Here is a 12,482-nt window from a genome sequence, read left to right on the forward strand (position 1 = left end):
TTTCTCTAACATACATTTTCATTGTAATAAGGGAAATATTAATAAAATGATAATTGGTATGAATAGAATTATCAAACAGAGTCAATACACCTAAAATATAATTTAATGGATGTGTAAGCAATGACAATGACTACCACAGAGAAGAAAAAAGAGAAAATTTATATTATTAGTGCACTTGTGTTGCTTTTTCTTTATTTTCTTCCTATGTATGTATTAGGAGAAAATGCTCACATACGTGTTCATGATAATTTAGATTCTAATATTGCTTGGTATAAGGTATTGGCTGAAAGTGGTCAGATATTTGGGGGCCTTCACTCTACAATTCCTCAAATTATCAATGGATTGCCTCGTGATGCGTTCGGGACGGCATTCAGTGGGATAGTTTGGCTTCACGCTCTCTTTCCTTCTATGACTGCTTACGCTTTAAGCCAAACTATTACTCGGTTAGTTGCTTTTGGTGGAATGTATTTACTATTGAAGAAGCACTTTATTAAACACGAAGGTGCCCACTTTGTTCGTGTTGGTGTATCACTTGCATTTGCACTTACCCCATTTTGGCCTTCAGGCATGTTAAGTACATTAGGATACCCTCTTGCTTTATGGGCATTTTTGAATATCCGTTCTGGAGATTTTTCATGGAAAGAATGGGTCGCTCTTTTCCTTTTACCCTTTTATTCAAGCTTTGTACTTGGCTTTTTTTTCTTTTTAGTCGCTATTTCTTTTTTATGGGTTTACGACTTGATTAGAAAGAAAAGCTGGAATTGGCCATTTCTATTCAGCCTTATTTTTATGACCTCCCTTTACCTTTTAATTGAATATCGCCTGGTCTATTCAATGGTTCTCTCAGAACAGCCAAATCATAGGATGGAATTTATATCATCAAGACACGATTTTTGGCACTCTATGCGCCTTTCACTTAAAAACTTTCTCATAGGGCATACACATGCTATGACTGTTCATACGCATGTTATTCTTCCAATATTATTTTTGACCCTTATTTTATTAGCTTTTAAAAGGAAGATAAAACATAACAAACTATTCATTTTTTTATTTCTTTTAAATGTTGCTTTATCGATATGGTACGCTTTTTGGTTTAATAATTTATGGATTCCTTTAAAAGAAAAGATCAGTTTTTTAAATACATTTAACTTTGCGAGGTTTCACTTCTTACGTATTATTGTTATCTACCTTAGTTTCAGCTTAGCCTGTTATATTCTATGGTCACTAGGAAAGTTTTGGAGGCAACTAGCTACTATAGCGATTATAAGTCAGATTATAACACTTCTCCTGTTTAACGAAGAACTTCTTTATGGCCATTACTTTCACTCTCCTTCTTTTAAGGAGTTTTATGCTACAAAGCAATTCAATGATATAAAAGAATATATAGGGGATCCTCAGGATTCGTATCGTGTAGCAAGTATTGGACTCCATCCAGCTATTTCACAATACAATGGGTTTTATACCCTGGATACATATAACAATGTATATCCCCTTGAATACAAGTATAAATTTCGAAAGATAATAGCAAAAGAGTTAGAAAAAAATAAGCAATTAAAAAAATATTATGATGAATGGGGAAGCCGTTGTTACATCTTTGTCAATGAACTTGGGAAAACATACGAGTTCAGAAAAGATCAGAAAAAAGAAGTACGTCATCTGCAGTTAAACACGACTCAATTTAAAGAAATGGGTGGTCGTTATATCTTTTCATCGGTCCCTATTCTGAACGCGAAAGATAATAACCTTTCGCTCTTGAAGGAATTTAATCATAAAGAATCTGCGTGGAAGATTTACTTGTATCAAGTAATGTAGGAGGTATAAAAATTGAAACCAACGCTGCCCTTAGTAACAATAGTGGTTCCATGTTACAACGAACAAGAAGTATTAAAAGATACTATTACGCAATTATCCTCTGTTTTAGATGATTTAAGGAAAGAAGAGTTAATTTCAGCTTATAGCAAGATATTATTTGTAGATGACGGTAGTAAAGATCGGACATGGTCATTAATTGCGATGGAGAGTACAATTAATAACTATGTAACAGGACTAAAGCTATCATGCAATGTAGGACATCAGAAGGCTCTTCTTGCTGGACTAGAGAAAGCTAAATCTAAATCGGACTGTGTCATTTCGATTGATGCCGATCTGCAAGATGACGTTTCTGTTATTCGAAGTTTCCTCTTAAAGTATCATGAGGGGGATGAAATTGTATATGGTGTGCGTGATAGCAGAGAAACAGATACTTTTTTTAAACGAAATACTGCTTTATGTTTTTACCGTCTTATGCAAAAGTTGAATATCAACCTTATTTATAACCATGCAGATTATCGTTTAATGAGCAAGCGAGCGATTGAAGAACTTTCGCGTTATAAAGAAGCAGATTTGTTTTTAAGAGGAATTGTCCCTTTAATTGGATTTAAATCCTCAGAAGTGACATATAATCGAAAGGAACGTCTAGCCGGGGAAACCAAATATCCTTTGAAAAAGATGGTCTCTTTCGCCTTTAATGGCCTCACCTCATTTAGTGTGGTTCCTATTCGAGCCTTTACTCTTTTAGGTTGCTTATTATTTTTTATAAGTGTGATTACAGGTGGTTATGCGTTTATTCAAAAGTTATTAGGTAACACGAGTATAGGCTGGACCTCTCTAATTATCTCTATTTGGCTGTTAGGTGCCATACAGTTAATAAGTATTGGAGTAGTAGGAGAATATATTGGAAAGATATTTATAGAAGTAAAAAAGAGGCCTCCTTATGCGGTTGATATTGACTTATATACAGAAAGATTAGGGGTGTCAACGTTCGCAGAAGAAAGTTTATTAACTAAAGAAGAGTTCAACTAAATCAGCTTTTCTTATAATAAAGTGTATAGATTATATATACCCAATCCAATTCTTTCTTTTTTATAAATATTTTTTATTTTCACATGACAATTCGATACTATGGATTTTTAGTTTCATTCTAGGCTTTGTTTTGGCACTTATTAGACACTTTTAAAAAGTATTCAAATGAATAATTTGCATCAATCTAAGACAAACAAGCATCTCTACAAAGATATGCTTGTTTCGTTATGTAATGAAGTTCTTATCTATTTAATAAAAAATTAAAGTATAGCTATTTTACTGTTTCTTACACTTTTCCTTCAGAGCACGTTAATCATTTATTTTTTTTATGGTTTAAAAACCCAAAACCTAGTACCTATATAGTTTAACCCCACGCTAACAATCGTTACTAAAACCTTACTGTAAGGAAGTGATATATTAAATCTATAATGAAACAAAGTTAATAAGAAAGATGTAACAATTAAAGTAAAAACATTTAGGGCAGTAAACTTGAGAATTTCATACTTCTCCCTTTTACCCTGTTGTTGAAACGTCCATGTTCTATTTAAAAGATAACTGTTTAGTACACCACACCCATAAGATACGCATTGAGCTACTATATAATATACGCCTACATAAGATAAGAAAGAAAAAACGAAAAAATCAATAGCTGTATTTAATCCCCCGACGATACAAAATTTTAAGTAGTGAATACTTTCTTTATTGGCAACTTTCAAATTAAAGAGACCTCCCTTACTTTAAATTTATATGAAGTTTTAATCTTAACTTATTTCTATAGTGCATACTAACTCCAAAAAAAGGCTTTAATTCAGTTTATAGAATGTAATTACCCTTCTTCTTTTGTGCCATAATTCCGATAAAAAAGTGCATTAAGCCTGTTTAGGTTAATGCACTCTATAGCCACATATGAACTACAAAAATTCACTTTTTTTTATAGAGCGCGAACATGTTTTTAAATGTTAACACTTTAGCTCTTTTGGGTGTAAAAAAAGATAATTGATGATATATGCTTTTCATAAGATGATGAAACATAATAATGCCTAATAGAAATCTGGTCTATGTCTGTACATTGTTCTTAATTATGTTCTAAGCTGAAGGTTTCTTTAATGACTTATTGCTTGGTGCAAACCAACCGAATAGAGCTATGCCAACTAATACTCCATAGAAGATTAGTGTCCAGGTGGTGCTATGGGGGAAGTGTGGGTCTAAGACACCTATATCCTCATGAGCAAGAGTAATAACAGCAAGTTTGACACCTACCCAGGCAACGATAGCATAGGCTGTGGTTTCTAATGCAGGTCGCTTTTCAAGGAGTTGCACAAACCAGGTCGCTGCAAACTTAATCAAGATAAGTCCCGCAATCCCTCCAAGAACTACAACTGCAAACTGTCCCCCATCCATGCCGCCGATGTCACCAAGTTCAGAATCCGGAAGACCAAGGGCTAGAGCGACCGCAGCTAAAATTGAGTCCACTGCAAAAGCGAGGTCAGCTAACGCAATTTTCCCTACTGTAGGCCAGAAACCTTTTACAGCAGACTTCTTTACATCATCGTTATGAATATTCTCATTATCTTTCCCGAACCGGGCCTTAATCACATGCTTTAAACCTAAATACAGAAGATAAGCTGCTCCTACCGCCTGTATCCACCAGACGTTGGCAATAAATGAAATGGCAAAAAGAGCTGCAAATCGAAAGATAAAGGCCATAAGAATTCCGTAATTAATCGCTCTTTTTTTCTGATCGTCGGGTAAATGTTTGGCTATAACGGCTAGTACAAGAGCATTGTCCGCCGATAATAATCCTTCTAAGCCGATTAGAACTAACAATGCCCAAGCGTATTCGAGCCAGATAGATTCCATCCACCTTCCTCCTTTCTAAAGCGAAACCTGTTAACTAAAGGTTTTTTCTACAATAGAATGACCATATATACCAGAGACAATCCTAGAGAAGAGGACTTTCATTATTTTAACACTACTCCTCTGTAGACGAGTGGTTAAAATCTCAACAAAAAACCAGGTTCTTGAATTTTTGTATAGAGCTTTAGGAATTTATCATTTACGTGTTGGAGCATAACACTTTTTTGTTTTTCGGTTCATTATTTTTAGAGAACCAAAAACTTTCTCAACGATAATACTTGTCAAGCTACCAACAAAGAGGCTTCGGGTAATATCAGAAGGATAATGATGCCCTACCCAAACCCTTGAGAATCCTGTTAACAAAGACAGTCCCCACATAACTGACCCGAGAACACGTTCATGCAGAAAAATAGAAGTGGCTACAGCAGTTGTAAGTAACGTATGTTTACTTAAGAATGCGGAGTTCATTTTTGAAGGAATAAGGATGCCGACACGGCGCTTCATAAATGGACGAGGCTTAAAATAAAAACATTTAATTAACATGTTAATCAGCAACGTAAAAGTTGCAGATATGATGGCATATACGGTCACTTTTCTTTGTGAATAGCCCCGAAACCACATCAACATTAATACGAAAGCGAATAAATAACGTATCTTATTTGAAATCAATATCATCAGCATATCTAATACAGAATAGCGACCAGCCAGATGACTGATTATCCTAAATATTTTGTAATCCATGATGATCTCCTCCTTCATTTTTAGATAGACATACCCTTTTTTCCTAACGAAGAACTCAGTACATAATTAACGCTCCTATGATAGCAAAAAAGGAACCAAAAATAACTATTAAGTCATTTCTTATAATAGAGAGAGAAGCATATATGAAACCTCCTTAATCTATAAGGAGGTCTCTCTTTTTAAAACATAAAAAATTGCTTTTTTATATCTCATCATTTTTATTTAACGATTGTTAGGGAATACTCTTTTAACGGTTTCAGTAAAATCTTCAAATAGGCCATTTCTTGTCGAACCTTCATTAATTCGATTTCCGTACCCTTCCATACGATTCACAAAATCAGGATCGGATGACACATACACATTTCGAATATCTTTATCTGTAGCTTTTACTTGATCTGAAATCTTCTTTTTTAAACGGTCGGTTACCTCCCCGTTTGCTTCATTCTTTAAAACAACAGCCACGTATGCATTTTGGTTTGTAACAATCACATTCGCAGTATCTACTTCATTTAATTTAGCAATACGATCCGCAGCTTTATCAGCTACGTCTAATCGTGTCTGATTATTATTATCTACATTATTATTTTGAACACCGTCGGGTTGAAATCCCACGTCTCGTAGATCATTGTTGTCACGAGTATTTTGAGCTTTTTGTTCAGACGGTTCTTCAGTTGGATCAGGCTCAGCTTCATCTTTTTTATCATTACAACCAAAAAGAAATCCTACTGATAAAATAGCTGATAAGAGTCCCAGTACATATTTTTCTGCCTTCATTCTTTTTTCACTCCTTCTAATAGTCATATATGTATTAAGGTTTACATTGGTTTTTTAAATAATTACAGGAAATAATTTGAAAACCCAAGTAACGATAGCATCGTTTTCCCAGTATATATATGAAGCATTGACAAAAAATAAAGATGTTGGAAGAGAGCTTTCTTTCAAACACTTATCAAAGAGGGATTTGCATAATGAATAATGTACAGCAGCTAACTTCTTTATTTAATGTTAATGGCCTATTTGGAAAGAAAAATAATAACAGAGGCATGCTACTGTCACTTTTAAGCATAGGAATTGGGACTTTAGTGATTTTGATAACAAGAGGAAATGGAAATAAAACAGGGGCACCAACTATGCAAACAATGATCAGTAGAAACCAGATGAAAAACGGTTTATCTAAGTGATAAAAACTGTATTTACAATAGTATGTTTTGTATAGCAATTGAGTTACGGTTGATTATTAAAGGCTTTATGTAGTTTTTACTACATAAAGCCTTTAATAATCACAAAGAATAAACACTAATGACTTAATTACATAGAAGTAGAATGAACATGTTTTATTTACGATAGACGAGAACAAACACCCTTAGCTAACACATTGTTATTACTCACATAGATTTGAAGGTGCTGACATGAAAATTTTAGTTAGATTCAAGTTATCTATAATTACGGCGCTAATATTACTTAGTAGTTTCGTTATGATTTCCATATTAGTTAAACTAGAAAAACTAGATAAATTTGACCAGTGGTTATTATCTAATGTTCATAAAAATCACTTCTCTTTCTTAACAAAGGTAATGAAGTTTCTTGATTTTATTGGATCAACCTACTTTATTATTGGGGTATCGCTGTTAGTGTTATTTTACCTCTATTTTGTGATGAAAGATGGTCTTATGTCTGTTTTATTTATTGTTACCATGCTAGGAGAGCGATTACTCGGAGAAGGACTAAAACCTCTACTAAATCGTTCACGACCAAACGGGCGACATTTAGTAGAGGTCGATGGTCACAGCTTTCCGAGCCAGCATGCTATGAACACTTTTGTTCTCTACGGATTCCTTTTATACATCCTGTGGAGGCATGTGAAAAATAAAAATATGAAAGTTCTATTGACTTTAATAGTAATCACTATAATTTTAGTCATGGGATTAAGTCGTATTTACCTAGGCGTACATCATCCAAGTGATGTTATTGGTGGATACCTTATTAGTGGATTTTGGCTTACAATGGTTATTCTATATGCAAGGTATTATGAAGAAAAGAACAAGCTCCGAGACAGTTAGGTTCTCTTCCTTTTTTAACAGGCTTATTGGATCTTGATGTTCTATAAGGAGCATTTAAAACTAAAAAGTCTTACGTTTTTAAAAGTACAGACTATAGTTTTTTGCTCCATTAGGACATATTAAACGTTATCTTTATGAAAGAAGCTACAGAAGCAGGCTTAAGCATGCTTTTTCAGGGATATTACTACTACTTTCTATGTGGTAACCTCATATCATTAGCAAACTACTGAAGAGTAGGTTTCTTCATCAGTAAACACTTTTTCTGTTTTTTAGTTGTATATCATATACGAAGTTAGTTAGTATAAGCACTTAAAAATAAAGCCTCTATATGATAAATAGAGGCTTTATTTCTTTCTTAGCAATAAAACTATAAAATAAGCCCGCATGAAAGACAAAATAGCTGCAATGATTATTTTCAGATACGAAAACTCTAGAGCAAATGGTTCAGGTACTTCGGGATTTAACCGAAGAATAGACCACCATTGTCCATTTGTACCTTCTAACAACGTTACAAGTGCCCATAGAGTAAACAGAAAAATAAACCACAAAATAAAGATGACATATTCAGAGGTTTTTTTGCTCATTTATAAATAAATCCTTTCTCTAATATAAGTCCCATTCTAGAGAATTATTGTGTTCTTTTTCTTAAAAGATATACACTATAAATTAGTAGCGAAACTAATAAAGATAAAACTAGCCAATGAATGATTATTAGGTTGTTTGGAAATAAGTAATAACTCTGCATAAAAGGAAAGCAGTTATTAGAAAAAACTAATAAAGCTTTAAATCCTAATAAAAAGGACCAATGAGAAAATGAAAAATTTATTTAAATTTATATTCTTTTTAATTGGTGGTGTTATTTGTCTCAGTATTTTAATATTTTCTTTTTACACTGATTTTGATCATAATTTCAGCTATAATCTTGCACGTATAGAAAAAAACTTTGAAAAGAATCAATAGTTCCCTTTATTATTCTCTTCTTCACAAATTATTTAGTCCGAACAACTTATAAAAAATAATTTATATTCTACTCTTATATAAACGGATATTTAATAGTATTTTGAGCAAACTACTCATGATGTCACAAAACATCGTCCAAACAACAAATGTAGCAGAAAAAACTACCTTACTCTCATGGGGTAGTTTTTTCTATTTTTACGCTGTATATGATATACAAAGTTAGTTTACATAAGCACTTTTAAAGAAACCAAGAAAAAAATGAACCCATGCAGGACAAGGGTTCGGAGTAGGATGACTTTTATCGGATAAGCAGCTTTTTATACATCCTTGATATGACTGGTTTGTCCCAAGATCCAGGTGGAAGGAGAATGTATAAAAAGTCTGCCTTTTATACATATGCTAGTCCTTATAGAAATAGTCATTTTGGAAAAGGTACAATACTATTTATTTGCTATAGTTTTTCATATTTAAAATATGTTTGAACCTTAATAAAAAGCTAGAGCTTACCCTAGGGCATTCTAAAATCATCCTTGGATTTTTTATAATTTTGAACATGCGTTTTTCTGATGTTGTCTATAAAAGTTATAGAATTCAGCTCGATAACTTTACTTTATTTAGTATTTCATTCAATGAATAATTTGACTTAAATGAAAGTTAATTGGTAACTCTTCGTTCCTCTAGCCAACCATCTCGTTCTTAGCATCTTTCTTTTTTTGACGGCGGCCACGTGCTTTCCATCCTACATATACAACAGTAATTATCACAAAGCCAATAAGAAGCAGCGATTGATAGTCTGTAATCGTTTTAATTACGGTCTCTGTATCGCCATCATAGAAGTGACCGATACTCAAAAACAGAAAGGTTGTCGGAGCAATTCCAATTATGGTTAGTAACGTATACAATCGAAGATTCATATTCGACATGCCAGATAAGAAAGGAACAACATTCCCTAAATGAAGGGGACTTGAAATTGCTACACTCCAGATGCCATATTTGTTAAAATTAGCTTTGGCTTTTTCCAGTCCTGCTCTTTTCGTGGGACTTAACCTGTTCTCCAAGGAGTTTCCTAATTTGTATCCAATAAAATAAGGAATGTAACTACCTACAGCATATAGGAAGCTTCCTAATAGCGAAATTCCACTAATTTCGAACCAGGACAAATCTAAAATAAAACCTACTGTTACAATGAAAAATGTGCCAATAAAGGGAAATGCACTCCCTTCAATAAATAGGGAAAGAAGCATACCCCAGATACCCCAATCTTCTATAAGAATCAATGTCGTTTCTGTCATACTTCTCACTCCAACTATTTTTGTATGTATATCCTAAGTATACAGAAGCCTTAAATGTTCAAACAGACGCTGAAGAAGCAAGTTTATCTACATCTTAGGTCTTAGAAGAAGGTACGCTTAAACCATATATGGTTATAGGAATAACAATATATCCAATTTACTCCCATATACAAATAAACTCTCTAATACTTATTAAGATATTAGATATTTTCACAGTTAAAGCCCAGAGTGATACTCTGAGCTTTAATTGTTGATACCATTTATTCAATTTTCACTTTGATGCATTCAATGGCATTATAACCATATCCTTTCCTATTCCACATAGGTTTCTCTGGTTGTACATTTCCTTCAGAATCGGTAGCTTTTATCAGTATGGTATATTCTCCTTGTTCTTTTATTTCCCACATATATGCCCAATGAGTCCATGCATGTTTTTCAGTAGAAGAGGTAAATTGACATGCGTTCCATGTTGCACCATTATCTAGACTAATATCGACTTTAGTGATTTTTCCAACTCCTGTCCATGCAATACCTTTTATTTCATGAATTCCAGTATTTAATATTTGCATATCTAAAGGTTTTTGGATGGTCGAATTTACATTTATAGTTGTAACCGGAAAATTTTCATTATCATTTTCATCATGAGGATAATAAACATAATCAACAGTTTGGAAAGGACCTTTAAATTGTTTATCAATTACCTTAATTCGTTTAATCCATTTCACAGAAGCCATGGCATACCAACCTGGAACAATTAATCGTAAAGGATAGCCATGCTTAAAAGGGATAGGATGTCCATTGTACTCATAGGCTATAATGGTATTGGGATCAAGAGCTTTTTCTAGAGACAAACTCCTAGAAAAATGAACAATTTCATCGGAATCCGTTCTTTCTCCAACATCATAACCTTCCACTACAATTTCTTTTGCATCTGCCTGTAATCCAGTAAACTGCAGTAAAGTTCTCAAGGGAACACCTTTCCAACTCCCTTGGCTGATAGCGCCTTTTTCCCATTGTTCACCAAATACTTTAGGTTTAAATAAGTCTCTTTTATCCCCCGCACACTCTAGTACAACTTTTAATGTTTTAGGCGGAAGTGTTAGAATTTCTTGCATCGAAAATGTTTTAGGAGAATAAACGAACCCTTCAATTGGTAAATAATAAAAGGAAGATAAAAAATTTGGATAAGAAAAATGATTGCGTCTATAAAACAGTCTTTCACTTACACTATCATCTTTTAAAAATTGAATAGGTGTCTCCTTATTTTCTGGAATTAAACTCCTCGTAATTAGATTAGCCCTTACTTTAGAACCCTTTACCTTTTTCATCCTACACCCCGTTTTTCATCTGTTTTAATAGATTACTTAAATATGTAATCTATATATTATGGATTTCCAATTCATATCAACCTTTTTTAATTTATATTCTTAATGAAAATAATTAATAAATTATTTTTATTAAAATCACTTTCACTTTTACTTACCTTATAGAAAAACGATTAGAACAATCAGGAAAACATTTGAACACTGCTGCTAAAATACTAAATTTAAGAAAACACTAATTTTTTTGTCTTCCTGTACATGAGTTTTTTCTATATTGAGTAAACTATTCAAAATGTCTGAACAGCGTCTTCTACTGCAGTCCTATGAGAAAGAAAGCTGCCCTCCTTGGCAGCTTTCTTTCTGAGTTTGTTAATGAATACGATATACAAATGTAGTTACCCTCATGTAAATTCCCGGAACTAAAAAAATTAAGTAAAAAGATTTTTATTATCCTTGGAACATTCTAGCTTTCTTCAACTCCTAATTATGCAGCCTTTCTTTTAAATGATAAAATAGTTAAAACTACTTTTTTAGAGAAGTTAAGCTCGGGGGACGAATTATAATGGATGATTTGCACTTTCTAGGAGAGAAAATCTTAGAGAGAAAATATGAGATTGCAAAAATGGTACACACGAATAGAATGGCTGACCTTAAAGAAATAAAGGATGCCAATCTTACAAATGAAGAAATTATTGAATTGAGAGCAAATTTCATCAGCTATTTTGGACGGGCTATCATGGAAAAACTCGATCAAAAAACCATGTTAGATCAAATAGTAAAATGGGGGAACCAATCAGGAGAATTTGCATCAAATTTAGGCGTTTCTCTTAGTGAGGCCTTAGAAGATACAACCTATTATCGAACATTCATATGGGAAATACTTAAAGAAGAAATAAAAAAGCAGAATATGTCTATAGATACAGTATTTGAATTAAGCTCAATTATTGATCCCTTATTAGATAAAGCTGTTTTTGCTTTTAGTTTAACTTATGTAAATATTCATCATGAAACATTAAAAAAAGCAAAGAGTGCTTTCCTTGAATTATCAGTACCTGTGGTTCCAATCACCAAAGGTATTGCTATTCTACCTCTCATTGGGGAGGTAGATACGGAAAGAGCAACGCTTTTATTAGAAGAAACATTAAGGAAAGCAAATGAACTGAAATTATCACACATGCTATTCGACCTCTCCGGTGTGATGATTATAGATACCATGGTTGCTCATCAAATTTTTAAAATTGTAGAGGCGTTAGGTCTTCTTGGGGTAAAAACGATATTAATTGGTATTCGTCCTGAAGTTGCCCAAACAATGATCCAACTTGGAATTGACTTTAGTAAAATAACCATAAAAGCAAATCTAGAACAAGCGCTTCTTGGTTTAAATTTAACCATAGATTCCTTAGAATAAA

General features: G+C 33.2%; 12 protein-coding genes. 5 read left to right on the forward strand and 7 right to left on the reverse strand.

Features of this window, described 5'->3' with window-relative positions:
• The first annotated feature begins 120 nt into the window (after positions 1-120).
• On the forward strand, positions 121-1,812 hold the full coding sequence (locus ACLHDF_RS31410; RefSeq protein ID WP_413922250.1) for a DUF6044 family protein: 1,692 nt from the start codon (positions 121-123) through the stop codon (positions 1,810-1,812).
• A 12-nt stretch (positions 1,813-1,824) separates the two neighbouring features.
• Entirely contained in the window at positions 1,825-2,841 is a 1,017-nt protein-coding gene (locus ACLHDF_RS31415; protein ID WP_413922251.1) for a glycosyltransferase family 2 protein, read from the forward strand.
• A gap of 326 nt (positions 2,842-3,167) precedes the next feature.
• On the opposite strand, the gene ACLHDF_RS31420 is transcribed toward ACLHDF_RS31415, so the two are convergent.
• From ACLHDF_RS31420 to ACLHDF_RS31435, 4 genes are all read right to left on the reverse strand, one after another.
• A complete protein-coding gene (locus tag ACLHDF_RS31420) occupies positions 3,168-3,557 on the reverse strand; it encodes a GtrA family protein (protein WP_413922252.1) in 390 nt (129 codons plus the stop codon).
• Between the two features lie 370 nt (positions 3,558-3,927).
• Entirely contained in the window at positions 3,928-4,701 is a 774-nt protein-coding gene (locus tag ACLHDF_RS31425) for a TerC family protein (RefSeq protein ID WP_413922253.1), read from the reverse strand.
• 192 nt (positions 4,702-4,893) lie between these two features.
• Complete coding sequence (locus ACLHDF_RS31430; RefSeq protein ID WP_413922254.1) at positions 4,894-5,439, reverse strand: undecaprenyl-diphosphatase; 546 nt, start codon at positions 5,437-5,439, stop codon at positions 4,894-4,896.
• Positions 5,440-5,661: 222 nt separating this feature from the next.
• On the reverse strand, positions 5,662-6,213 hold the full coding sequence (locus ACLHDF_RS31435) for a YhcN/YlaJ family sporulation lipoprotein (protein WP_413921132.1): 552 nt from the start codon (positions 6,211-6,213) through the stop codon (positions 5,662-5,664).
• Positions 6,214-6,407: 194 nt separating this feature from the next.
• Between ACLHDF_RS31435 and ACLHDF_RS31440 the strand changes: the two genes are divergently transcribed.
• Positions 6,408-6,620 carry a hypothetical protein gene (locus ACLHDF_RS31440; RefSeq protein ID WP_413922255.1) on the forward strand — a complete coding sequence of 71 codons (213 nt, stop codon included), beginning with the start codon at positions 6,408-6,410 and terminating at the stop codon, positions 6,618-6,620.
• A gap of 294 nt (positions 6,621-6,914) precedes the next feature.
• On the forward strand, positions 6,915-7,499 hold the full coding sequence (locus tag ACLHDF_RS31445) for a phosphatase PAP2 family protein (protein ID WP_413922256.1): 585 nt from the start codon (positions 6,915-6,917) through the stop codon (positions 7,497-7,499).
• 344 nt (positions 7,500-7,843) lie between these two features.
• Here ACLHDF_RS31445 and ACLHDF_RS31450 read toward each other — a convergent pair whose 3' ends face one another.
• The 3 genes from ACLHDF_RS31450 to ACLHDF_RS31460 all read right to left on the reverse strand — a co-directional run bounded on the left by ACLHDF_RS31450 (position 7,844) and on the right by ACLHDF_RS31460 (position 11,079).
• A complete protein-coding gene (locus ACLHDF_RS31450; RefSeq protein WP_413922257.1) occupies positions 7,844-8,083 on the reverse strand; it encodes a hypothetical protein in 240 nt (79 codons plus the stop codon).
• A 1,053-nt stretch (positions 8,084-9,136) separates the two neighbouring features.
• The gene (locus tag ACLHDF_RS31455) at positions 9,137-9,751 is read right to left on the reverse strand and encodes a DedA family protein (RefSeq protein ID WP_413922258.1); all 615 of its coding nucleotides are present in this window, start codon (positions 9,749-9,751) and stop codon (positions 9,137-9,139) included.
• Between the two features lie 260 nt (positions 9,752-10,011).
• A complete protein-coding gene (locus tag ACLHDF_RS31460; protein WP_413922259.1) occupies positions 10,012-11,079 on the reverse strand; it encodes a sulfite oxidase in 1,068 nt (355 codons plus the stop codon).
• Between the two features lie 556 nt (positions 11,080-11,635).
• Between ACLHDF_RS31460 and ACLHDF_RS31465 the strand changes: the two genes are divergently transcribed.
• On the forward strand, positions 11,636-12,481 hold the full coding sequence (locus ACLHDF_RS31465) for an STAS domain-containing protein (RefSeq protein WP_413922260.1): 846 nt from the start codon (positions 11,636-11,638) through the stop codon (positions 12,479-12,481).
• Position 12,482 lies beyond the last annotated feature (1 nt).

It is taken from the genome of Priestia megaterium (assembly GCF_046599315.1).
GTDB classification, from domain to species: domain Bacteria; phylum Bacillota; class Bacilli; order Bacillales; family Bacillaceae_H; genus Priestia; species Priestia megaterium_F.

Bases quoted from the DNA above. Each gene is read 5' to 3' on its own strand.
- ACLHDF_RS31410 (WP_413922250.1), top strand. From the start codon at position 121: ATGACAATGACTACCACAGAGAAGAAAAAAGAGAAAATTTATATTATT.
- ACLHDF_RS31425 (WP_413922253.1), bottom strand. From the start codon at position 4,701: ATGGAATCTATCTGGCTCGAATACGCTTGGGCATTGTTAGTTCTAATC.
- ACLHDF_RS31430 (WP_413922254.1), bottom strand. From the start codon at position 5,439: ATGGATTACAAAATATTTAGGATAATCAGTCATCTGGCTGGTCGCTAT.
- ACLHDF_RS31435 (WP_413921132.1), bottom strand. From the start codon at position 6,213: ATGAAGGCAGAAAAATATGTACTGGGACTCTTATCAGCTATTTTATCA.
- ACLHDF_RS31440 (WP_413922255.1), top strand. From the start codon at position 6,408: ATGAATAATGTACAGCAGCTAACTTCTTTATTTAATGTTAATGGCCTA.
- ACLHDF_RS31445 (WP_413922256.1), top strand. From the start codon at position 6,915: ATGATTTCCATATTAGTTAAACTAGAAAAACTAGATAAATTTGACCAG.
- ACLHDF_RS31450 (WP_413922257.1), bottom strand. From the start codon at position 8,083: ATGAGCAAAAAAACCTCTGAATATGTCATCTTTATTTTGTGGTTTATT.
- ACLHDF_RS31455 (WP_413922258.1), bottom strand. From the start codon at position 9,751: ATGACAGAAACGACATTGATTCTTATAGAAGATTGGGGTATCTGGGGT.
- ACLHDF_RS31460 (WP_413922259.1), bottom strand. From the start codon at position 11,079: ATGAAAAAGGTAAAGGGTTCTAAAGTAAGGGCTAATCTAATTACGAGG.
- ACLHDF_RS31465 (WP_413922260.1), top strand. From the start codon at position 11,636: ATGGATGATTTGCACTTTCTAGGAGAGAAAATCTTAGAGAGAAAATAT.